The 22056-nt window shown below is 72.1% G+C and carries 22 protein-coding genes; 11 read left to right on the forward strand and 11 right to left on the reverse strand.

Annotation, left to right across the window (positions count from 1 at the left end; all coding sequences use genetic code 11):
- Positions 1–7: 7 nt before the first annotated feature.
- The gene (locus DFJ66_RS04755; RefSeq protein ID WP_121218297.1) at positions 8–1003 is read right to left on the reverse strand and encodes an iron-containing redox enzyme family protein; all 996 of its coding nucleotides are present in this window, start codon (positions 1001–1003) and stop codon (positions 8–10) included.
- Complete coding sequence (locus tag DFJ66_RS04760) at positions 1000–2151, reverse strand: carboxylate-amine ligase (protein ID WP_121230670.1); 1152 nt, start codon at positions 2149–2151, stop codon at positions 1000–1002. Before DFJ66_RS04760 ends, DFJ66_RS04755 begins: the two co-directional genes overlap by 4 nt.
- Before the next feature lie 168 nt (positions 2152–2319).
- On the opposite strand from DFJ66_RS04760, the gene DFJ66_RS42455 reads away from it, so the two are divergent.
- Positions 2320–2643, forward strand: coding sequence for a hypothetical protein (locus DFJ66_RS42455; RefSeq protein WP_170199020.1), 324 nt, complete (start codon positions 2320–2322; stop codon positions 2641–2643).
- Between the two features lie 65 nt (positions 2644–2708).
- Here the strand turns inward: DFJ66_RS42455 and DFJ66_RS04765 are convergent, their stop codons facing one another.
- The 5 genes from DFJ66_RS04765 to DFJ66_RS04785 form a co-directional block, all read right to left on the reverse strand.
- Complete coding sequence (locus DFJ66_RS04765; RefSeq protein WP_121218299.1) at positions 2709–3140, reverse strand: hypothetical protein; 432 nt, start codon at positions 3138–3140, stop codon at positions 2709–2711.
- A 14-nt stretch (positions 3141–3154) separates the two neighbouring features.
- Complete coding sequence (locus DFJ66_RS43300; protein ID WP_121218302.1) at positions 3155–7975, reverse strand: hypothetical protein; 4821 nt, start codon at positions 7973–7975, stop codon at positions 3155–3157.
- 194 nt (positions 7976–8169) lie between these two features.
- Positions 8170–10080, reverse strand: coding sequence for a PA domain-containing protein (locus tag DFJ66_RS04775; RefSeq protein ID WP_121218304.1), 1911 nt, complete (start codon positions 10078–10080; stop codon positions 8170–8172).
- Positions 10081–10294: 214 nt separating this feature from the next.
- Positions 10295–11437 carry a BMP family lipoprotein gene (locus DFJ66_RS04780; RefSeq protein WP_170200100.1) on the reverse strand — a complete coding sequence of 381 codons (1143 nt, stop codon included), beginning with the start codon at positions 11435–11437 and terminating at the stop codon, positions 10295–10297.
- Positions 11438–11575: 138 nt separating this feature from the next.
- Positions 11576–12256 (reverse strand): TetR/AcrR family transcriptional regulator, encoded by a 681-nt coding sequence (locus tag DFJ66_RS04785; RefSeq protein WP_121218308.1) that lies wholly within the window; start codon positions 12254–12256, stop codon positions 11576–11578.
- Between the two features lie 67 nt (positions 12257–12323).
- Between DFJ66_RS04785 and DFJ66_RS04790 the strand changes: the two genes are divergently transcribed.
- The 3 genes from DFJ66_RS04790 to DFJ66_RS42465 are packed head-to-tail and all read left to right on the forward strand — an operon-like array spanning position 12324 to position 14004.
- Positions 12324–13439, forward strand: coding sequence for an FAD-dependent oxidoreductase (locus DFJ66_RS04790; protein ID WP_121218310.1), 1116 nt, complete (start codon positions 12324–12326; stop codon positions 13437–13439).
- A 30-nt stretch (positions 13440–13469) separates the two neighbouring features.
- Positions 13470–13823 carry a hypothetical protein gene (locus tag DFJ66_RS04795; RefSeq protein WP_121218312.1) on the forward strand — a complete coding sequence of 118 codons (354 nt, stop codon included), beginning with the start codon at positions 13470–13472 and terminating at the stop codon, positions 13821–13823.
- Positions 13824–13839: 16 nt separating this feature from the next.
- On the forward strand, positions 13840–14004 hold the full coding sequence (locus DFJ66_RS42465) for a hypothetical protein (protein ID WP_170199022.1): 165 nt from the start codon (positions 13840–13842) through the stop codon (positions 14002–14004).
- 108 nt (positions 14005–14112) lie between these two features.
- Here the strand turns inward: DFJ66_RS42465 and DFJ66_RS04800 are convergent, their stop codons facing one another.
- Positions 14113–14520 (reverse strand): DUF7660 family protein, encoded by a 408-nt coding sequence (locus DFJ66_RS04800; protein WP_147459175.1) that lies wholly within the window; start codon positions 14518–14520, stop codon positions 14113–14115.
- Positions 14521–14594: 74 nt separating this feature from the next.
- Here DFJ66_RS04800 and DFJ66_RS04805 point away from each other — a divergent pair, with 74 nt between their 5' ends.
- On the forward strand, positions 14595–14972 hold the full coding sequence (locus DFJ66_RS04805) for a TIGR03618 family F420-dependent PPOX class oxidoreductase (RefSeq protein WP_121230672.1): 378 nt from the start codon (positions 14595–14597) through the stop codon (positions 14970–14972).
- On the opposite strand, the gene DFJ66_RS04810 is transcribed toward DFJ66_RS04805, so the two are convergent.
- Positions 14955–15686, reverse strand: coding sequence for a MerR family transcriptional regulator (locus DFJ66_RS04810; protein WP_121218316.1), 732 nt, complete (start codon positions 15684–15686; stop codon positions 14955–14957). The two genes, DFJ66_RS04805 and DFJ66_RS04810, sit on opposite strands and share 18 nt — an antisense overlap.
- A 112-nt stretch (positions 15687–15798) precedes the next feature.
- On the opposite strand from DFJ66_RS04810, the gene DFJ66_RS04815 reads away from it, so the two are divergent.
- Complete coding sequence (locus DFJ66_RS04815; protein WP_121230674.1) at positions 15799–16992, forward strand: erythromycin esterase family protein; 1194 nt, start codon at positions 15799–15801, stop codon at positions 16990–16992.
- A gap of 23 nt (positions 16993–17015) precedes the next feature.
- Here the strand turns inward: DFJ66_RS04815 and DFJ66_RS04820 are convergent, their stop codons facing one another.
- On the reverse strand, positions 17016–17582 hold the full coding sequence (locus DFJ66_RS04820) for a hypothetical protein (protein ID WP_246029576.1): 567 nt from the start codon (positions 17580–17582) through the stop codon (positions 17016–17018).
- Positions 17583–17674: 92 nt separating this feature from the next.
- On the opposite strand from DFJ66_RS04820, the gene DFJ66_RS04825 reads away from it, so the two are divergent.
- Both DFJ66_RS04825 and DFJ66_RS04830 read left to right on the forward strand, forming a co-directional pair.
- Positions 17675–18187 (forward strand): PadR family transcriptional regulator, encoded by a 513-nt coding sequence (locus DFJ66_RS04825; RefSeq protein WP_121218320.1) that lies wholly within the window; start codon positions 17675–17677, stop codon positions 18185–18187.
- A 57-nt stretch (positions 18188–18244) separates the two neighbouring features.
- Positions 18245–18925 carry an SDR family NAD(P)-dependent oxidoreductase gene (locus DFJ66_RS04830; RefSeq protein WP_121218322.1) on the forward strand — a complete coding sequence of 227 codons (681 nt, stop codon included), beginning with the start codon at positions 18245–18247 and terminating at the stop codon, positions 18923–18925.
- Positions 18926–18929: 4 nt separating this feature from the next.
- On the opposite strand, the gene DFJ66_RS04835 is transcribed toward DFJ66_RS04830, so the two are convergent.
- Positions 18930–19394: a MarR family winged helix-turn-helix transcriptional regulator gene (locus DFJ66_RS04835; protein ID WP_246029577.1), complete on the reverse strand. Its 465-nt coding sequence runs from the start codon at positions 19392–19394 to the stop codon at positions 18930–18932.
- Positions 19395–19456: 62 nt separating this feature from the next.
- Here DFJ66_RS04835 and DFJ66_RS04840 point away from each other — a divergent pair, with 62 nt between their 5' ends.
- From DFJ66_RS04840 to DFJ66_RS04850, 3 genes are read left to right on the forward strand one after another with little or no spacing between them, the layout of a single operon-like run.
- Positions 19457–20224: an SDR family NAD(P)-dependent oxidoreductase gene (locus DFJ66_RS04840; RefSeq protein WP_121218326.1), complete on the forward strand. Its 768-nt coding sequence runs from the start codon at positions 19457–19459 to the stop codon at positions 20222–20224.
- On the forward strand, positions 20221–20886 hold the full coding sequence (locus DFJ66_RS04845; protein WP_211350973.1) for a DUF4386 domain-containing protein: 666 nt from the start codon (positions 20221–20223) through the stop codon (positions 20884–20886). Before DFJ66_RS04840 ends, DFJ66_RS04845 begins: the two co-directional genes overlap by 4 nt.
- Positions 20883–21650 carry an SGNH/GDSL hydrolase family protein gene (locus DFJ66_RS04850; protein WP_121218328.1) on the forward strand — a complete coding sequence of 256 codons (768 nt, stop codon included), beginning with the start codon at positions 20883–20885 and terminating at the stop codon, positions 21648–21650. Before DFJ66_RS04845 ends, DFJ66_RS04850 begins: the two co-directional genes overlap by 4 nt.
- The last annotated feature ends 406 nt before the right edge of the window (positions 21651–22056 follow it).

Genomic DNA, 22056 nt, shown 5'->3' on the forward strand with positions numbered 1-22056 from the left:
CGGCCCCTCACACCGCGCGCAGCAGCGAACTGCGTCCCGCTCGCCACGCGTCGAGCAGGTGGTCGGCGAGGCGCTGCTCCAGCAGCTCGGTGGCCCGGATGCCGAACACGACCGACTGCGCGAGCCCCGGCTCCCGCGCCACCAGGTCGCCCACCACGTCGTGCCGCATGACCTGCTCGTGCACCGCGTCGGCCTCGATGTGCTCGGTGAAGAACTCGACGCAGTCGGCGTGGGCGTTCATCCGGGTCAGCGCCTTGGCCATGCGCGCGGCGCTGGGCGCGGTGGTGATCTCGGCGGCGGCGAAGTGGCCGACCAGCGCGCCGCGCAGGCCCTGGTGCAGGCCGCACAGCGACATGAGGTTGACCGTGGCCAGCATGGGCGCGGGGACGTGGTCCAGGTAGTGCAGGTAGCCGGTCTCCAGTCCCGCGCCGGCCAGCAGCCGCGCGTAGAGCTGGGAGTGCATCCGGTCGCCGCGCCCGCCGCCGAACTCGTCGAACTCGACGGCCACCAGGGCGGCCTTGGCCCGGCCGGACAGGCGCGGGATCACCCACGCGTGCGGGTCGGCTTCCTTGAGGTGGTAGATCGACCGGTGGACCAGGTACTCGCGCATCTGCCACCACTCGCCGCGGTCGCGCAGGTGGTGGCTGACGCCCGTGCCGTCGACCGGTTCCACCAGCAGGTCGTCGAGGGCTTCGGCAAGGTCCACGCGGTCGGCCAGGTCGTCCTCCAGGGCCGCGCGGAACACCTGCTCCAGGGCGGCGCGCAGCCGCAGCAGCTCCGGTTCCCACTCCCACTCCGGCGAGACGTCCCGGAAGCCGCGGTAGTGCAACTCGTAGCAGACGTGCAGCGCCAGGTGCAGGTCCTCGCCGTACGGGTCGGCGGTGCGGGCCTGCTCCAGCGGCAGGGAGGCGGGCGGCGGGTTCTCGCGCAGCGCGTCCACGACCGCGGCGGACACGGGGCCGCGCGGGGTCGGGAGCACGGGGGTCTCCAGTGCCAGGGTCACGACGGCGGGTTACCCGGTTCCGGTTCCCCGATGCACGCCGCCGCCAGCGCGTCCACCACCGCGACCAGGTTCTCCGAGCCGCTGCCGCCCACCTCGGCTTCGCCTGGGGCGCGGCCTCCGGCCCCCGCTTCCATGGTCCCACGGACCCCCGACAATTCCGGGCCGGCCGCAAGTCGCCGCTGCATCCGCGCGCCACCGTCCTCGGCTTCGACCTGGGTGATGCCGACGTGTCGGGCCAGGGCCGCGACGAGGTCCGTCGCGGGGACTCGCACACCGCGCCACGGGTCGACGCCGGGACCGTCCAGCCCGTACCTCGACGCCGTCCACACCGCGGCGGCCAGCACCTGGTCGTCCAGGTCCGGCCCCTCGCGGCCCTCCGCCAGGTCGGCCAGGGCCCGGTCCACCAGCGCCCGCGTCAGCACCGCCTGCGCCACCGCCCGGTCGACCGTCGCGGCGGTGTCGGCGGCGCGGACCTCCACGGTCGGGTACCGGGGTGAGAGCCGGGCCAGCCAGAAGCTCATCCCCCGGTCCACGACCACCCCGCACGCCACCAGCCGGTCCACGGCGGCGTCGTACGCGGCGGCCGAGGCGAACCGCGGCGGCACGCCCGAGCCGGGGAAGCGCGACTGCTCGACCATCCGCCAACTGCCGAACCCGGTGTCCCGGCCGTGCGCGAACGGCGAGTTCACCGACAGCGCCAGCAGCGTCGGCAGCCAAGGGCGCAGGTGGTTCAGCACGGCCACGGCGGTCTCCCGGTCGGGCACGCCGACGTGCACGTGACACCCGCAGCACTGGTAGTCCGCGACCTGCCCGCGGTACAGCTCGGTGATCCGGCCGAACCGCTCGTCCTCCAGACGCGGCGGCGGCGCGCCCCCGAGCACCGGCGCACCGGCGGGCACCAGCAGCGCACCCACGTCCCGGGCCGCCCGCGCGAGCCGCCGACGTCCTCCGGTCAGCTGCTCACGCAGCTCGTCGACCCGCGTGCACACGCCGCTGGCAAACTCCACCTGCGTGGCGTGCAGCTCCCCGTGCACCTCGCCACCCGGCAGACCACCCACCCGCGCCAACACCTCACGCGCGAGCGGCACCGCAGCACGACTCTCGGCGTCGACCAGGAGGAACTCCTCCTCCACACCCACGGTGCTCAGGGCGCCTCCCGGACGTCGTGGAGCAGCCGCCCCGCTCCCGCCCCGTCGATACCCGGCCGCACCACCGCCGAACCGCCGGTTCCCGGGTTGACGCGCGCCAAACCCGGGAATCCGCCGGGCACGACACGCGGCGCGGGTCCGCGTGCTGGGCTGAGGCGGCGATTCGCGATGAGTGCGACGAGGAGCGTTCGAGACCTGGTCAGCGTCCTGGACCGCGCGATCCGCGAGGCCCTGGCCGAAACCCGCCCCGACCCGCCGCACGATCCGCAGGCGCGGGCGAGACACGCTCAGACCTGTCTGCTCGAAGCCGTCGACGCCACCCGAGCAGGTGACACGGACGTGCCCCCGGCGGCCCTGGCCTGCCTGGACGCGGCCTGCGAACACCTGGAGTACGGCGAACTGCTGGAAGCTCGAACCCTCCTGACCGCGGCCCGCGGCCTACTCACCGCAGGCCACCGCCCGATCGGCCGCGACCACGCCGCGGCGAGCTGAACGCCGCCCCACCCGCCCACGGGCCGCCCCACCCGCCCACGGGCCGCGCCGTCCGCCGCCGGGCGTCAGCCGTTCGCGCCGGCCCGCAGCCAGTCCGGGGTGTGCTCGGGTGCGCGCGGGAACAGCTCCAGCTCGCGCGCGTAGGCCTCCGCCGTCGGCGGGGTCACGAAGTCGGGCAGGTCGGTGCGGTTGTAGTCCACCGAGTAGTTGTCCGGGTAGTCCAGCCGGAAGGTCGCCTGGAACCACGTGCCCCGCTCCGGCCGCGCCATGCCCGCCCGCAGCCGCGCGAACAGCTCCCGCACGTCGTCGTCCGGCGGCACCCACCCGTACAGGCCGCCGTTCTCCATCCGCAGCAGCCCCGAGAACGCGGTGTAGTCGCCCACCGCCGCGTACAGCAGCTGGAGGTGGTTCCACCCCGCAGGCAGCTCGAACACCAGCCGCTCGGTGATCGCGGCCAGGACCTCGCCCTGGGCTTCGACGCTGAGTGGCTCAGTCATGTGATCAGTATTCCTCACTCGGTCCCGGTCAACCGCGCCCGCAGCCAGTCCGGGACGAACCCCGGGTCACGCGGGTAGACGGCGTGGTCGGTCGCCCACGCCTGCGCCGGGAGGTCCGGCGACCAGCGCGGGTCGTGGTCGAAGTCGAACATCGCCCGGTACTCCAGCGGCGGGTCCACGGTGTAGCGCATCGCGAACCACGTGCCGCGGCCCGGCTCGTACATCAGGTCGCGCAGCTCGCGCAGCGCCGGCTCCACGGTCCCCGGCACGTCCACCGCGACGGTCTCCCCGCCCGCGCGCAGCACGGTCAGCGACAGGTGGCCGTACTGCGCGTTGCCCCGGTACTTGAGGTCGATGCGGTGCCAGCCCTCCGGCGCCGCCCCGACCAGGTCGAGGCCGACCTGGTGCAGCAGCACCTCGCCCCGCTCAGGGGGTCGCCGGTGGCGGGGGACGAAGTCGGGGTGGCGGGCTGGTCCGGGGACATTGTGGAACGACCTCTCCTCGGTGCGGATGGTGGGCGGGTTGTCCGTGGACAGCGTCCACCGCGCGTGCAGCACGTCCGGCGTGTGGCGGTCCGGAGTCCGGCGCTCGGCCCACACGTCGAACCGGTCGACCTCGACGTCCGGGCGCTGGCCCATGTTGGTCAGGTCGTTCTCCATCGCGCGCCACGAGTCGGACGTGGGCCGCTCGTCCAGCGCCCAGTTGCTGTTCTCGTGCGCCCACTGCGGCACGTGGTTGATCCGCTCGCCCGGACCACCGGCCTCGAACGAGACCAGGTGACCGCCGGCGAACCGGAACAGCGGCCGGTCGGCGGGCTGCTGGAACTTCGGGTCCAGCTCGCCGTCCAGGCGCGTGCCGCTGTGCATGCCGCCCTTGGCGATCTGGCCGACGTCCATCTGCATCTTGCCGTCCTTGTCGGGGCCACCCTCGGCGCGGCGGGCGCCCCAGTACTTCTCGGCCGTCGTGCCGGCGGGCGGGTAGTCCGGCTTGCCGCTGGCCGCGATGGTGTCGCCGTGCTCGTCGGTCCGGTACAGCTGCCGGGGCTCGCGCGGGTCCAGGCCGTGCTGGTCCAGGTAGCGCGGACCCACCGCGTAGGTGGTGTTGGGCCGCGGCACGTCCACGCCGTCGCTCCACGTCCGGCCGGTGCCCAGCTCCGGGTTGAACCCGTGCTCCCGGTTGCCCGACCACGTGTGGACGTGCGAGAAGTTGCCGTCCGCGTCGGTGTAGAAGGACCCGTGCCAGTTGCCGTCCGGGTCGTAGACGTCGTAGCGCGTGTGCGGGTCGCGCGGCCCGGTCAGCGAGAACGGCCCGTCCTGGCGCACGTCGTAGTCCGTCACCGGGTCGGCCGTCCGGTAGTTGCCGTCGACGTCACCCGGCGGGTCCCAGTCCACCGCGGGCGCGGCGTCGCCGTGGTCGAACCCGTCGAACCGCTGCGGCGGCTGCGGGTCGGCGGGCGGCGTCCCGAGGTCCGCCGTCGTCGCGGCCGACTCGGGCCCGGACGGCCCGTGGTTGTTCGGTGTCGGCGCCTCGTACGTGTGGTGCATGTTGTGGCCGAGCTCGATCCGGTACGTCACACCCGGCATCGGCCGCGCGGTGTCCGGGTTGACCGGCGCGGTGTACGGGTCCTGCCCGAAACCCTTGTTGGGCACCGAGGTCTCGACGTGCGTGATGTTCCGGTTGGCGTCGGTGTAGAACACGCCACGCGGGTTGCCGTCGGTGTCGGTGACCACCATCCGCGAGTTGGGCTGCAACGGTTCCCGCCCGTTGAAGTCCGCCACCCGCGTGCGCGGGTCGACGTCCATGGGGACCTCGGGCAGCGGATCGCCGTTGGGTTGGCGCGGCGGGTCCCAGGCGGTCTGGTTCTGCGGGCTCTTCTCGTAGTCGTCGGAGTCCGTGATCTTCTTGGCCGGCTTGGCGCGGTCACGGGCGTCGTCGGCGTCGGTGTGGTCGGTGCGGTGGTGGTCGGGGGTGCCGGGGACGTAGCCGTCTGGGCTGGTTTTGGTGCGGGTGCCGTCGGGGTGGTGGGTTTCCCATTCGCCGTTGGGTGGGATTTTGGGGTGGCGGTTGCCGTCGGGGCCGAGTTGGGCGTCGCTGGTGTAGACGCGGCCTGTGCTGTCGGTCCAGGCGGGTTTGGTGGGGGCGAGGACGTCGGCGCCGGTGTGGTGGGACAGGCGGCGGGCGAAGTCGTTGGTGCCGGCGTCGCAGCCGATGAGGCGGATGGGGGTTGTGCCGTCCCAGCCGTTGCGGCGCAGCAGGTCGCCGTAGTGCTCGGGGGTGTAGGTGTGGTTGCCGATGCGGGCGTGGCCGTCGGGGGTGATGTGGACGTCGGCGGTGAAGTAGCGGGGGTCGGGCGGGACGCGGTGGGGCAGGTCGCCCATGTCGGGGTCGCCGCGGTGGTGGGAGATGCCCGAGGGGGTGGTCTCGCCGTGCCGGGCGTGGGCTTGGTCGATGTCGGGACGGTCGGCGTGGTCGGTGTGGTGGTTGGGGTCGGCGTGGTGGCCCGGGTCGGTGTGGTTCGGGTCCGGGTGGTTGGTGTCCGGACGGCCCTGGTTCGGGGTGGTGTCGGGGTCGCGGTGGGGCGGGGTCCACTGGTCCGGGTCGCGGCGCGGGGCCGGGGCGTGGTCCGGGGTGCGCTGGGGCGGGGTCCAGGCCTGGGGGTCGCGGCGCGGGGCGGGGGTGTTGGCGGGGTGGGGCGCGTCCGGGCGGTGCGGGGTGTGGGGGCCGGCCTGCGGCGGTCCGTTGTGGACGGGGCCGGGGCGGTGGTGGGCCGGGCCGGGGGTGTTGGGGCTGTGCGTGTTCGGGCCGTGCGTGTTCGGGCCGTGCGTGTTCGGGCCGTGGTGGGGTGCGCCCGGGGTGTGCGGGCGCGGCGCGTTCGGGGGCGTGCCGGGGGTGTTGTGGGGTGTGCCGAGGCGAGCCGGGCCCGGAGTGCCGGGGGTGTTGGGGCCGGGGGCGGTGTGGCTCGGACCGAAGGTGCCGGGGCCGGTGTTGCCGTGCGGCGGGCCGGCATGGCCCGGTCCTGCGTGGCTTGGCGCGGTCTGGCTGGGGCCGGCGTGACTGGGCGTGGTGTGGCTCGGGGTGGTGTGGCTGGGCGTGGTGTGGCCGGGAGCGGTTGAGGGGCGCGGGGGTTCCGGGGTGCGAGCCTGGGGGATGCCGGAGCCCAGGTCGCCGCGGTTGCCCGGGGTGCCCGTCCAGCCGCCACCGCCGCCCGGACGCGCGCCGCCGCCGGGACCACCGCCGCCGGGCGGGTTGCCGCCGGGAGCCTGACCGCCGGGAGCGTGGGTGCCCGGCATTCCGCCGCCCGGCGCGCCCATGGGAGTTCCGCCGGTCGGGTGCGGGCCCGGAGCGGCGGGTGCGTGCGGCTGATCGGGGCGGGTCGGAGCCTGCGGGGTGGCTGCCGCGGCCGAGGTCTGGTCGTACCTGGTCGGCGTCGGGCCGTTCGGTGCGGGACTGGTCGGGCCGCTGGGTGGGTTACCGCCGTACGAACTGCCACCGGGGCCGCCGTTGTGGCTGGTTGGCGCGGGCTGACCGCCGGGGCCGCCGCGGTGCTCGCCGACCGGGGTGTTCCCACCGGGAGTGTTGCCGGCCGGAGTGCTGCCGCTGGGGGTGTTGGCGCTGGGGGTGTTGCCGCCGGGGCCGCCGCGGTGCTCACCCAGGGGCGCGCCGGCGCGGGGGTTGCCCTGGCCGGGAAGAGTGGTCCCGCCATCCGGTGACGGAGAGGGGGACGAGTCGGGGGTGCGGCCGGGGCGCGGCGCGGACGGAGGTAGATCCGTCGGGTCGCCGGGGCGTGGCCGGTCCACGGTCGGGGTGGCGCTGGAGGTCCCGGTGGTGTCGTTCGGCCTCGTCGAGCCCGGCGTGTTCGAGCCCGGAGTGGAGGGATCCGGAGAGCCCGGGGTGTCGGAGCGTGGAGTGTCGGAGTCGGGGGTGTCGCCGGAGTCGGAGTGGCTGGTGGAGCCGTTGGGCGTGTCGACGTCGGCCTTCCCCGTCTGGAGGAAGCCGCCCTTCTTGATGTTCTTCGGGTCCAGCACGTCCAACCCGGTCGCCTTGCCGGCGATCTTGCCCAGGACCTTCATCACCTTCTCGAACACCTCGACCAGACGCTTGAGCATCGGCGAGACCTTCTTGATGGTGTTCAACAAGTCCTGGATGATCTTGGCGATCTTCGCCGCCCACTTCGAGATCGCCGTCACCGCCTGCGCCACGATCACCGGCGTCCCGAACCCCAGCGAGAACACCGCCTCCAACACCCAGGCGATCAACTTCCCCACCAGGTCGGCGATCAGGTCGCGCACCATCTCGCGCACGAACCCGACGACCATCCCCATCATCCCGACGACCGTGCCCACCGTCCCCGCCGCCGACGCCGCACCGGTCAGCGCGTCACCGTGCGCCGAGGCATTGGTCAGGTACTGCGCAGCCGCAGCACCGCCCCAACCGGCCGTCCCCCGCGCCACCGCCGCCTTGTAGTCCTCGGCGATAGCCCCCAACTCCTCGGCGACCTTCCCCCACGTCGCCGAATACGACTCGATCACCGGCGGGTTCCCGGCCAGCCAGTCCAGCATGTCCTTCAACGGCTGCACGTGCTCCATCAGGAACGACGCCGCCGACGACATCAAGGTCCCGAACGGATCGATCGCCATCGCCGCCGCATCGGCCGCGAGCCCGACCATCCCCAGGCCGGCCTCGATCCAGTTCCCGTCCTTGATCCCGTTGAACGTGTCCATCGCCGACTCCGCGATGGAGATCCCGGTCGCCCACCCGTTGTCACCGGTGCCGGCGTTGAACACCCCACCCGGCGCTGCGTCCGGCTGGACCACCAGATCGTTCGACCCCGTCACCGTGCCACTCCCCCACAGCGGCCGGCCACGGCCACCTTCCGACGTACTCCAGGCGTGTTCCACTCAGACGCAAAATGACACGAACGGTTCCCCCGCGCGTAACCCGAGCGGAGTAATGATCGTCACACGTCTGCCTCAGCCGTCGGACAAGAGCCCGTCGGGGCTCCCCTCGCGAGGAGCCCCGACGGGACCGGTCACGGACCGGTGTACTCGAAGATGTAGATGCCGTAGTCGCGGTCGCTCGCGGCCACGTACTCCTTGCCGCCGTGCGAGAACACCTGGACGCCCCAGAAGTTGTTCCCGCCCTCGTCGATGAAGCGGCCCACCTCGACCAGCTTGTTCTGCTGGACCTTCGCCACGCGGAAACCGCCCGCGTAGTAGGAGAAGTAGGCGAGGTCGTTCTTGACGTGCGAGGTGGCGACCTCGTGCACCGACAGGTCACCCGAGCCGCTGGCCTTGGTCGGGTCGTGCGCCTCGGGGATGGCGTAGGTGTCCAGCTCGGTCATCTTGCCGCGCTCGTTGCGGTACAGGTGCACGTAACCCCAGCCGTCGAACGCCGAGGTCAACGTCAGCACGTCGCCGACCTGGCCCTGGGTGACGCCCGGGATCAGGCTGCCCGCGAGGGTGTCGCCGCCGGCCTGGCACGCGGCCTCGTCGTAGGACGCCTCCCGGTCGAACAGGCTGTAACCGGTGCGGCGGTCGACGGAGAACGCGGGCAGCGAGCCCTCCACGCTCATGCCGAACGCACCGCAGGAACCCTCGCGGTTGACCACGACCACGCCCTCGTACCCGCCGGCGGAGGTCACGGCCGCGACCTTCTCGGTGAACGTGCACCCGCCGCGCGTGACCACCGCGAGTTGCGCCGAGCCGACCGCCGGTGCGGCCGGGACCGCCGTGTCACCGGCGCAGGCCCGCCCGACGTACACGGTGGTGCCGCTGATCGTCTGCCCGGACGCCAACTGCGGCGTCAGGTCGCCCTGACCGGCGGAGAACGCCGTGCCGTCGTCGGTGGACCCCTTGAGCACGTACGGGTCGAAGTCCTCGTCCGCGGCGATCACGTACTTGTCGTCCCGGGTGAACTCGGCCTGGTGCGCGTTGCCCTCCGGCTCCGACGCCTTCCCGGTGGACTCCAGCAGCTGCGGGTCCGGGTTGGCGAAGTCCGAGTCGGCGAGGTAGACCGGCGCGGCGGGGTCGGTGACGTCGAGCTGCACGTAGCCCGCGTCCCAGTAGGAGGCCAGCATGACCTGCCGGCCGCCGATGGGCTTGACGACCATGTCGTGCAGGAACACCTCGGTGAGGTTGTCCGGGCCGGCCTGGAGGATCTGCGGGAACATCGTGGCCAGGTCGTACTCGGCGACCTTGACCGGCGCGCGCGGGTCGGTGATGTCGAAGACGTCGACGTCGGCCTGCTCCTCGTCGTCGACCAGGACCGCGTAGGCCTTGTCGCCCACGTCCCAGATGAAGACGCTGTGCACCTCGTGCGCGATGCCGGGGTCGTTGGCGCCCGCCGGGGTCAGGTCGCCGAAGCCCTTGGCCAGGTAGGTCGGCCGCTTGGGGTCGGTCACGTCGACCAGCGTCGCGCCGCCCGCGGTGGACAGGTTGTTGCCCACGCTCGGGGTGACGCTGCCGCAGACCTCGTTGTTGAAGGCCAGCACGTCACCGGTGAACTTCGGCGTGTCGACGTGGATGACTTGGGAGCCCTCGCCGACGTAGCTGTTCTGGCCGGTCCGGATGAAGTTGACCTGCTTGGGGTTGGTCGGGTCCTTGATGTCGAAGACGTAGACGCCGCCCTTCTGGCAGTCGCGGGAGCTGAACGCGGCCAGGTAGGCGTAGCCGTTGTGGACGCCCACGTCGGCGACGCGCCCCTCGAAGTCCTGGTTGATCGGCGCCTTGCCGACCACCCGGACGTTCTGGCTGGTGGCGGGCAGGTGGCCGTGGTCGCCCCCGTGCTGCTCGTGGCTGTGGGTGACCTTGGCGTTGTCGATGGCGCCGTCACTGGAGGTGGAGTCGTCCCCCTCGTGGGCCACGGCGGCCGGGGCGAGCAGGACGAGACCGAACAGCGCGGGGAGCGCACCGGTGCGGAGCAGGGATCTGCGGCGGATCACAGTTCCTCCGATAGGTGGGAAACGTGTGCCGGCACACTCTTCGTCCACACGACCGATCGGAGCAATGGGCCGTCAGGGTCTTGCTCGATCCAGTTCTTCACAGCTGGACGGGAGCTTGTGAAAAGACCTTGTCCCGACGGGTGCGGCGTTCAGTCCATTGTGGACTTCGGAGCGCGGTCGGGCCTGTGGGAGCCCGACCGCCGTGCATCCGGTGCTAGCGCTTGTCCGCGACCTTGATCTTGCCCTCGATGATCTGGGCCTTGAAGCCTTCGAGGATGCCTTGCAGCTTCGCGTCGATCTTGCCGCCCGAGGTCGCATAACCGACGCCGTTCACCTTCAGGTCGAAGACTTTCGGCAGTGAGGCCAGGTCGTTGCGGGCGGCGGCGCGGATGAAGTCGTAGACGGCCACGTCCACGCGCTTGAGGCTCGACGCCACGATGACATCGCGGGTGTCCGCCAACGTGGGCTGGTTGTACTGGTCGGCGTCGCAGCCGATCGCCAGCACGCCCGCCTGCTTCACCGCGGAGAACACGCCGATGCCGGACGCGCCCGCCGCCGGGTAGAGGACGTCCGCGCCCTTCTCGATCAGGCCCTTCGCGGTTTCCGAGCCCTTCGCCGGGTCCTGGAAGCCGGTGAAGTCCGTGGCCGGCGTGATGTACTTGCGCTCGACCTCGATCTTGGGCGCGGCGGCCTTCGCGCCCTGGGTGTAGCCGGCCTCGAACTTGTGGATCAGCGGGATGTCGACGCCGCCGACGAAACCGACGTGGCACTTCTTGCTCTGGTACGCGGCCACCACACCGGCCAGGAAAGCGCCCTCCTGCTCGGCGAACACCAGCGGCGTGACGTTCGGCGCGCCCTCCACCACCGAGTCCACCAGGCCGAAGCGGACGTCGGGGAACTCCGGCGCGACGACCTTGAGCGCCTCGGTGTAGGCGAAGCCGACGCCGACGATCGGGTTGAAGCCGTCCCGCGCGAGCTGCCGCAGCCGGGACCGCTTCACCGACTCGTCCTCGTTCGGGGACGCCGACAGCTCGCGGGTGTTCTCCTTCTTCACCCCCAGGTCCTTGATCGCCTGGTCGAACCCGGCGGCGGCGAGGTCGTTGAACGACGCGTCACCCCGACCGCCGATGTCGAAGGCCAGCCCGACCCGCAGCGCGCTCCCGTCGACCTTGTCGCCGTCGCCGGACTTGGCGGCGCTGGTGGTCGAGGCGGCGGGCGGACTGGGCGGTGTCGCGAACTCGCAGCCGGTGCCGGTGGCGTCGGCCGGACCGCCGGCGGCGCGCCCGGGGTCCTTCGCGCAGGCGCTCACCGCCACGAGGCTGGTCAGCGTGATCACGGCAACAGCGGTGCCAAACACACCACGGCGCACGGCTTGTCTCCCTCCCCGCTCTTTCGAGCAGACACTCCCCCGATGGCCGTATCAGGGCTTGCGCGACGGACCGTACCCGCTCGTCCGGAGCGTCCTGATCAACGCTCATCAGGTGGGAAGGCCGTCCTACCGCCGCAGCCGGGCCTCGATGCCGTCGAGCAGGAAGTCCAGGCCGAGGTGGAAGGTCTCGTCGGCGTCGAGGTGGGCGGCGTCCCGGACGACCTCGGCCAGCGCCGGGAAACGACCGGTCGCGAAGGTCCGTTCCAGGTAGGGGCCGAACGTGACCTGCCACTGCCGCTTGTCCATCCCGCTGGCCCGCTCGGCACGCCGCTCGGCGATCTCCCGGCGGACCGCGCCGATCACGTACGCGTCGACCGCGGCCACCACGGGCATGACGAGGTCCAACTCGACCCCGCCGAGCCCGGACACCACGGCCTCGCCCCTGGCCAGCGCGTTCGGACCGAGCTGGGGCCGCCCGCCGATCAGGTCGGCGAACCACTCGTGCCGGTGCACGGCCCGCCGGGTGGTCTCGGCGAGGGAGCGCAGGACCTCGCGCCAACTGTCGCCGACCGGCCGGACCTCGCCGTAGACGGCGTCGACCATCAGGTCCAGCAACTCGTCCTTGGTGTCGATGTAGCCGTACAAGCGCATCGGGCCGACGTCCAGCACGCCGGCGACCTTGCGCAGCGAGACGGCGTCGAGCCCGTCCACGTCGGCCAGCCGGATCGCCGCCGCCACGATCCGCTCCCGGCTCAGCGGGGACGGCACCGGCCGAGTCGGCGGCTCCGGCCGCTCCCACACCACCATGCCGGTGACAGTACAACGCATCGCGCGATACAGTGTATCGACCAATACACCGTATCGAAGGAGCACCATGACCATCGCCATCGTCGGAGGCGGGCCGGGCGGCCTGGCCCTCGCCCGGGTGCTGCACGTCAACGGCATCGACGCCGTCGTCTACGAGCGCGACCACTCCCGCCAGGCGCGCGGCCAGGGCGGGATGCTCGACATCCACGCCGACACCGGGCAGCGAGCGCTGCGCGAAGCCGGCCTGATCGACGGGTTCCACGCCATCGCGCGCGGCGAAGGGCAGGACATGCGCCTCCTGGAGCCGGACGGCACCCTCCTGGTCCAAGAGGACACGCCCGACGACGCACCGCTCGCACGTCCCGAGGTCGACCGGGCCGACCTGCGGAACCTGCTGCTGGACTCGCTCCCCGACCACACCGTGCGGTGGGGACACGCCTTGGACCACGTCGAGGACGGCGTCCTGCACTTCGCCGACGGCAGCACCGCGACCTACGACCTGCTGGTCGGCGCGGACGGCGCCGCCTCCCGCGTCCGCCCCCTGCTCACCGACGCCCGCCCCGCGCACGCCGGCCAGCACGCCGTCGAACTGTGCATCCCCGACGCCGACCGCACCCACCCCGACCTCGCGGCGATGGTCGGTCGAGGCAACTTCTGGGTCCTCGGCAACGGCAAAACCCTGGCCGCGCAACGCAACGGCGACGGCCGCGTGCGCGTCTACGCCGTCTTCTACAACACCCCCGAGGACTGGTTCACCACCAGCGGCATCCCGTTGGACGACCCGGCCGCCACCCGCGCGTGGCTGGTCGAGGAGTTCGCCGACTGGCACCCGGACTTCCTCGCCCTGATCGCCGCCTGCGACGACACCGTCCAGACCCGGTCGATCAGCACCCTGCCGGTCGGCCTGACGTGGGAGCCGAGGCCGGACGTCACCCTCCTCGGCGACGCCGCGCACCTGATGCCCCCGGTCGGCGAGGGCGCCAACATGGCCCTGCTCGACGGGGCCCTGCTCGGCCTGGCACTGGCCGCACACCCCGACGACATCCCGACTGCGATCAAGGACTACGAACGCGAGATGTTCGACCGCACCAGCACCGCCGCCCGCATGTCCGCCCGCATCCACGAAATGCTGTGCGCACCGGACGCCAGCCGCCGCATGCTCACCTTCTTCCGCCGCGAGTGACGCCCCGCCCGCCCGCTACGGTTGCACGCCATGGGGATGTACGTCGCCGTCCGCGGCTGGCTCGAGTTCGACCACAGCCAACGCCCGCGGGTCGAGGAAGTGCTGGGCGGGTCGGGCGGGTGGGCCTGGCCGACCCACCCCTTCGGCTGGACGCTCTACCTGCTGTACGGCGGCGACCTGCGGGAGTCGGCGGTCGGCGCGCTCCGCGCCCAGGTCGACGAATTGGCCCGCCTGGAACCCGCCGACGCCGATGGGGACATGCCGGCCGGGTTCTTCCTGCTCAGCGACGAGCGACAGCAGTCGACGACGTGGATCATCCGCGACGGCTCGGTGATCGACGCACCGGCACCCGCCGAGCTGCACTGGTTCGCGCAACGCGAGTAGGGACGACGAGATGACCATGAGCGGGTACGTGCCGAACATCGACCTCACCCACGGCATCCTCACCCTCCACCCGACGCGTGACGAAGTCCCGGGACCCGAGATCGCCCTGCTGAACGGCTTCACCGACCGCCAGTGGATGTGCTGGCGGCCGGGCGAGGACTCCTTCGAAGACCTCGCCTGACCGCTGGAGGGGAACCAGGGCATCTGGGTTCCCTAAAGGAACTGAAGCTGCTACGGTCGTGGAGTCTCTTGAAGGAACTCCCGTGGAGGTAGGAGCATGACCACGCAGCTACTCGTAGACCGCCGCCGCCCGAAGCGCGTCCGCGATGACCTCCCAACCGTTGCGCGGGACGGGGACACCTAGGTTGGCGTAGTAGCCATCGGAGTCGTGCAGCCAGGCGGCCAGCGCTTCCAGGTAGTGCGGGAGCGAGTGGTTCTGCCAGGTCGCGGGTGGGCCGTCCGACCAGTCCAGCAGCAACTCGCGCACGGTCGCCACCAGCCGATCCCGGTGACGCGCCACCCCGGCCGATGGACAACCCGCGACACCGCAGTCCTCGTCCGGGTCGGCGTCGCTCATGTCGTGCTCGAACTCGTAGTGGAAGCACACGTAGTGCATCCGCTCGAACGTCTCGTAGTAGTCCCGGTTCGACCGCACGGGCCGATCGCACCGCCGACACACCAGATCGTCTTCGGACATCGGCGGATCATCGCAAGCCCGACCTTGCCAGCGCGATCCATTTGCACCGCAACCAATCCCTGGAGATCACCACCATGATCGACCCCGCCGTGCGCCGCGTTCTCGACGACACCGCGATCGCCCACCTCGCCACCGTCCTGCCCGATGGCTCGCCGCACTCCGTCCCCGTCTGGGTGGACACGCACGGCGACCGCGTCGCGATCCTCACCGGACCGGCCAGCCGCAAGGCACGCAACCTCCGCCGTGACCCGCGTGTCGCGCTGTCCCTCACCCCGCCGGGAAACCCGTTCCAGCCGGTCGTGTTGCGCGGACGGGTTGTGGAGTGGGTCGAAGGGGACGCCGCCTGGGAGATCGTCGACCGGATCGCGACCAAGTACATCGGTGGCCCGTACTCGCGGGACGAGCAGCGGGTCGTGTTGCTCATCGAGCCCGAGCTACAGCGGGTCGGCTAAGGGATCGTCCTGGGGCGCGTCGAGCGGGTTCTGGGCGAGCAGGGTGAGGTAGGCGTCCAGGTGGGCCGCGCCGGTGAGGAGGTGGCGGCTGCGGGTGGTCAGGCGGGTGTGCCAGGAGTCGAGGAAGGTGGTCAGGGCGTCCGCGCCGCCTGCTTCGCGCAACGCCTCCAGGAAGCGCCTGACCTGGGACAGCCGGTACCCTCCCCGGCGCAGCTGGCGGGCGATCTCGGCGTCGCGCACGCTGTCCGGGCCGTACTCGCGGTACCCCGTGACCCGGTCGCGGGTCGGGCGCACGATGCCCTCGGCCTCCCACGTGCGCAGGGTCGCCGGGTGCACGCCGATCCGCCGGGCGAGTTCGCCCACCGTCAGGCCGCCGACAGGCGCGGAACCGTTGGCCGACAAGGCGTCCAGTGCCGTCGCGACCTCGGCGCGGGTGGCGCGTTCGGCGACCAGGTCGACGTGGGCGGCGTCGATGAGCCGGTAGGCGGACTCGAGGTCACCCCGGTTGACCGCCCGCATGATCTCCACCGCCCGCTGGTGCCCGTGGCCGGCCCGCAGGGCGAGGAAAGCGCGCAACGCCTGGGCGTGCACGGCGGTGTAGCGGCGGTAGCCGGTCTCGCTGCGCTCGGTCGGCGGGAAGACGCCGGCGTCCTCGTAGTTGCGGACCGCCTGGGCGGACAACCCGTGCTCCCGGGCCAGGTCGATGGGTCGCACGCACTCCCCCGGTTGAAGGTTCACCTCGACAAAACCCAGGTGGTCGTCGCGAAAGTCTCACCCGAACCTTCAACGATAGCGTCAAGAGCACAGCCCGAGGAGAGAGGTGCTCATGTCCGCTGACGCACGCCCGCACGCGATCCCGCTCGACGACCCGGCCCACCTCCTCGACGTCCTGCTCACCGAGCGCGCCGAGCCGCCGACCGTGCTCGCCCTCGGCGAACCGACCCACGGGATCAAGGAGTTTCCCCTGCTGCGCAACGAACTCCTCGCCCACCTGGTCGAACGCGGGTACCGGTCGGTGGTGCTGGAGGTCGACTTCTTCGCCGCGTCCACCGTGGACGACTACGTCTCCGGCGGCGCGGGCGACCTCGACACCGTGCTGGCGACCGGGTTCAGCCACTCGTTCGGCAACGTGCCGGGCAACCGCGAACTGGTCGAGTGGCTCCGCGCGCACAACGCCGACAAGGCCCCGCAGGACCGGGTCCGCTTCTACGGTTTCGACGCACCCCTGGAGACCGCCGCCGCACCCAGCCCGCGCCACGCGCTGACCACGGTCATCGACTACCTGCCGCCCACCCTGCGCCCGCAGTCGCCGGATGCCCTGCTCGGCGACGACGCCGACTGGTCCAACCCGGCCGCCATGTACGACCCGGCGGCGTCCATCGGCGTCACCGACCGCGCCCGCGCACTCCGCGTCGTCGTCGACGACCTCGTCAGCATCCTCCGACGAGCCGCACCCAGCCTGCGCGCCGCCGACCCGGCCGGCTACCACCACGCCGTCGCCCACGCCCGCACCGCGCTCGGCCTGCTGCGCTACCACGCCGCCATGGCCACGCCCGCGCCCGACCGGATCGCCACCCTGCTCAGCCTGCGCGCCGAGATGATGGCCGACAACCTGCTCGACATCGTCGCCGAAGAGCAGGGACGCGGGCCGAGCCTGGTGTTCGCGCACAACGTCCACCTCCAGCGCACTCCGTCGCACATGGCGGTCGGTCCGGAGGACGCGGTCTGGGCCGGCGCCGGCGCGCTCGCCGCCCTCACCCTCGGCGAGCGCTACGCGTTCGTGGCGACCGACGCCAACCCGCGCAGCGAGCCCGGCACCCTCCAGCACGTGCTGGCCGAGGCGACCACCCGCCGCGCCCTCTTCCCGGCCGAGGACCTGCGCGCCGCGCTGCCGGCGTCGATCCGCCGGGGCGAACCGATCGTGCCCGGCCACCTCCCGCTCGACCCGGCGGACCTGGCCGGCGCCGACGCGGTGGTCTTCATCGCCGACACCGACGGACAGCGCCACCAGTACTGGTGACGCCGGACGTCGTTCGCCGCGGACTACGAGACGAGCGCCCGAGCCCGACGCGCGGCGGACTTCGAGTAGACGACGGTGAACACGGCGGGGATCGCGAACCCGCACACCTTCACGGCGACGATGGCGACGGTGGCGTGCGGCGCGACCGCCAGGAGCAGGCCCAGCAGCCCGGCGTTGAGCGTGAACGCGACCGCCCACACGGCGGTGATGACCGCGTTGACCCGGTAGAACACCGGGCTGGCCGCCACCTCGGCGGGCACCATCGTGCGCGCGATGGCCAGCGTGAACGGCCGGCGGATGGCGAGCGTGACCCACGCCGTCACCGCCAGCCACCCCACCGCGACCGCCGGCCCGAAGTCCCCGAACGGCGCCGGCGTCACGGTGCACGCGACGGCGGCCAGCACCCCGAAGAACGCGGCCGAACTGATCTCCAGCACCAGCGCGTCCCACGGGCGCCCGGCGCGGCGGTCGAGCACGACCAGCCCGCAGGCGACGGCGAAGCCGACCAGCGCTCCCCACCGGGCCTCGCCGTTGGTGCTGAGCACGGCGAAGGCGATCCACGGGAGGAAGGTGCGGACGTAACGGAGCACTGCGGGTCCCCTCAACGACATTCCAACTCTGACATGTCGAACCTAGAACCTCCACACTCGACATGTCAACACTGGAAGGTAGACTCCCCCCCATGAGTCTCCGCCACGCCGTGCTCGGCCTGCTCGCCCACGGACCCGCCAGCGGCTACGACCTGCTCAAGACCTTCGAGGGCTCGCTGGCCAACGCCTGGCCCGCCACCCAGAGCCAGCTCTACGGCGAGCTGAACAAGCTGGCCGACAGCGGCTACGTGACCGTGGCCGCCGAAGGCCCGCGGGGGCGCAAGGAGTACGCGATCACCGAGGCCGGCCGCGCCGAGCTGCACCACTGGATCACCGAGGTGGAGCCCGAGCGCGTCCGCCGCAGCGACATGCTGCTCCGGGTGTTCTTCCTCGACCTGGTCGAGCGCCGGGAGGCCCTGGACTACCTGCGCCGCGAGGCCGAGGGCGCGGCGGAGCGGCACGCGGCGTTCGCCGAGCTCGCCCTGGTCGTGGACAGCACCGACGACCCCCTGGCCGAGCACGGTCGCATCGCGCTGGAGTGGGGGTTGCGGTTCACGAAAATGCAGCAGGAGTGGGCGGAGTGGGCCCAGCGGCGGCTGGGGTGAGTTGCGGTCCGGACTCGCGTCGATCTAGGTTTCGCAGGGCGTGGAGGGGGTTCACCGATGAGCAGGGGCGTGCTGGTCACCGGCGGTAGCCGGGGCATCGGAGCGGCGATCGCGGCGGCGTTCCGCGACCTGGGCGACCGGGTCGTCGGGCTGTCGTCGGCGGACGTGGACCTGGCCGACCCGGAGTCGATCAGCCGGGCGGTCGACAGCGCCGTCGAGACGCTGGGGTCGATCGACGTCCTGGTCAACAACGCCGGCCTGGTCGAACTGGGCACCATCGCGGACTCGGACTACGAGCGGTGGCAGTCGCTGTGGCGGCGGACGTTCGAGGTCAACGTCTTCGGCGCGGCCAACATGTCCTACTGCGTCGCCAAGCACATGATCGACCGGGGCACCCGGGGCCGGATCGTGAACGTCGGCTCGCGCGGGGCGTTCCGCGGCGAACCCGACATGCCCGCTTACGGCGCGAGCAAGGCCGCGCTGCACTCGATGGGCCAGTCCCTGGCCGTCGCCCTCGCCCCGCACGGCATCGCGGTCACGTCCGTGGCCCCCGGTTTCGTCGCCACCGACCGCGTGGCCGACATGGTGGACGACTCGGTGCGCGCCCAGAGCCCGTTCAACCGGGTCGCCAAGCCCGAGGAAGTCGCCGCCGCCGTGGTGTACCTGGCTTCCGCCCCGGCCGAGTGGGCTTCGGGCACCGTGCTGGACCTCAACGGGGCCTCCTACCTGCGCACCTGAGCCTTCACGCCCGATAGCCGGGATGGACGCCGGGCGTGAGGCCCTGGTGCTCGGCGACCGCCCGTAGCAACGTGGCCAGTTCGTCGCGTTGACGCTCGTCCAACCCCTCGCACAGCTCGGCCTCGTGCGCCATCGCCACCTCGCGCACCCGTCCGAGCACCTGCATCCCCCGGTCGGTCAGGTGCAGTTCGTAGTTGCGGCGGTCGTTCGTGCTGCGGCGGCGTTCCACCAAGCCGGACCGTTCCAGCGGGTCGACCAGGGCCGTGACCCGGCTGGCGACCACGCCCAACTCCTCCGCCAGTGACCGCTGACTGCGGCCGGGCTGCGTGGCGATCATGCGCAGCAGCCCCACTTCCGACGGCGCCAGACCCAGGTCCGCCGTGCGTTCGGCGAAGCGGTTCGCGGCGTGCGCGCCGAGTTGGGCGAGCAGGAACGCGATCCCACCCGGGTGTTTGCCAGACGCCGTCACGGCGCCTACTGTACTGCACGCAGAACCATTCATCGTTATGAACCATTCACAGAGGAGAACCAATGCGTGCCTCTCCGTACGCGGACCTCGAGGGCAAGATCGCCCTGGTCACCGGGGGTTCGCGGGGTATCGGCGCGGCCACCTCACGAGCCTTGGCCGCCCAGGGCGCGGCCGTCGCCGTCAACGGCCGGGACGTGGAAGCCATCGAGGAGACGGTCGGCTCGATCGTCGCCGCCGGCGGGCGGGCGGTCGCCGCGCCCGGTGACGTCACCGACGAGGACGTCCTGGCCGGCATCCGGGCCACCGTCGAGCGGGAGCTCGGACCCGTGGACGTCCTCGTGCCGTTGGCCGGCGGCCAGGGCGCGCCCGTGCCGACCACCGAGCTGACCTCCCAGCGCTGGCGTGAAGTCCTCGACTCCGACCTGACCTCGGTGTTCCTCACCGTGCACGAGTTCCTGCCCTCGATGGTCGAGCGGCGGACCGGGGCGATCGTCCTCATGGCCTCCTCCGCCGCGCGGCAGCCCAGCGCGGCCAACGCCGCCTACGCGGCGGCCAAGGCCGGGGTGCTCATGTTCAGCCGGCACCTGGCCGCCGAGGTCGGCCGGCACGGGGTGCGGGTCAACTGCCTCGCGCCCTCGGCGGTGCTCAACGACCGCATCCGGCGGGCGCTGCCCGAGGAGCGGTTGCGCGAACTGGCCGGCTCGTTCCCGCTCGGCCGGATCGGCGAACCCGACGACGTGGCCGCCGCCGTGCTCTACCTGGCGTCCTCGGCGTCGTCGTGGGTCACCGGCGCGACGCTGGACCTGACCGGCGGGCGGGTGACGGCGTGACCAGCCCCGCCGCGCGGACCGGTCCCCCGCTGGGCGTGCTGGCCGTCGTCTTCGCCGCCCTGTTCGTCGCCGGGCTCGTCCTGAGCGTCGTCCTGGCCGGCGGCGCGGTGTTCCCGTCGCCGTTCGGGGCGGCGGAGGACATCACGGCCTACTTCCGCGACCACCAGAACGCCGTGCGGGTCGGCGCGCTGCTCCAGTTCGCGGCCTCGGTCCCGCTGGCGCTCTACGCGGCGACCGCCTCCGCCCGGCTGGGCGTCCGGGCGCCCGGCGCACACATCGCCCTGGCCGGCGGCCTGCTCGCGGCGGTGTTCCTGGCGTGCTCGGCGCTGGTGAGCTGGGTGCTGTCCCTGCCGGAGGTCGCGGGCGAAACCCTGCTCGTGCGCCCGTTGCAGGACTTGGCCTTCATCACCGGCGGGCCGGGCCACGTCGTGCCGCTCGGCCTGCTCATCGCCGGCGTGGCGGTGCCCGGACTGCTCACCGGCGTCCTGCCGCGCGGGGTGGCGCTCGCGGGCCTGGTCATCGCCGGGATCGCCGAGCTGTCCACGCTCGTGCTGCTCGTCCCCCAGGCGGCCTACCTGCTACCCGCGGCCCGGTTCACCGGCCTGGCGTGGCTGGTCGTCACCGGTTTCCTGCTCCCCCGCTCCCGAAGGGAACGCCCATGACCACCGCCGAACGACTCGTCCGGTTCCAGCAGCCGGAGAAGTCGCTGAACTACCTGCCCGGTTTGGCACAGGACAAGGTCGCCGCGCTGTTCGACCTGACCCCGGAGGCACACGCTGCGCTCTTGAAGGGCTTCGAGGACCGGGCGCGGGCCGCCGCCGAGTCCCTGCTGGCCGATCCCGAGCTGGCGCGTTGCGTGGACGGGCTTCCGTTCAAGGGTCACGTGGTCGCCATCGGTGAGAGCACGACCGCGGACCGCCTGTCCTGGTTCGAAATCCTGCGGCACGCCCTGCGCGACCGTGACGTCCGCCTGACCAACCTCGCCGTGTCCGGCAGCACCACCACCCAGGCCCTGACCAGGCTGCCCGCCCTCGCCTTCGCCCGCGCGGACCACGTGCTGTGCATGTTGGGCGGCAACGACGTCCAGCGCATCGGTGGTCCCAGGCTGGTGAGCCGGGAGGAGACCGAAAGGAACCTGGACACCCTGCGGGCGGCGTCCGGCGTGGAGGCTTGGACGTGGCTGACACCGTCCAGGGTGGACGAGGAGCGGGTACGCGCGTATCCGCACTTCCAGCGGGCGGGCTTGAGCTGGCACAACGAGGATCTCGACGCGATCGCCGACCACCTCGCGAGCCGACCCGAGCCGACCGTGGACACCCGGCCGGCCACCAGTGCACCGGATGCCCACTTGGAGGATGGTGTCCACCTGACGGTGGAGGGGCAGCAGGCGGTCGCAGCGGCGGTGATTCGCGCCTTGGCAGCCTGACTGGGCAATGGCTTGCGAGCCACCCTCACGCAGCCCCCGCCAAGCCGCGCGGTTTGCTTTCCGGCGCGCGCAGCGCGCTTTTGTGTGGTGGTCTCAACCACAGGTGGAGGGCCTCGGTTCCCCCGCCGTATGGCCTGCCCGAAGGGCTACCACATTTTGGGTCGGGTGCAGCCGAAAGTTTTTGCGAGGAACGAGCAAAAAGTTTTAGCGGCACCCGACCCAAAATGTGGTTGGCTCCGCCAGGCCATACGGCGGGGGAACCGACGCCCTTCACCCCCCGCTGGCGGCCTGCCGCGCGGCGAGCGCCGCTTTTCATCTTTCGAGCGCTTCGCGCGTACCAGCGCGAAGCGCGTTCGGCTTGAGAGCGAAGCGTCCAGTTCAAAGCTCTTAAAAGCGAAAAGAGCCT

The organism is Saccharothrix variisporea (genome assembly GCF_003634995.1).
Classification (GTDB): domain Bacteria; phylum Actinomycetota; class Actinomycetes; order Mycobacteriales; family Pseudonocardiaceae; genus Actinosynnema; species Actinosynnema variisporeum.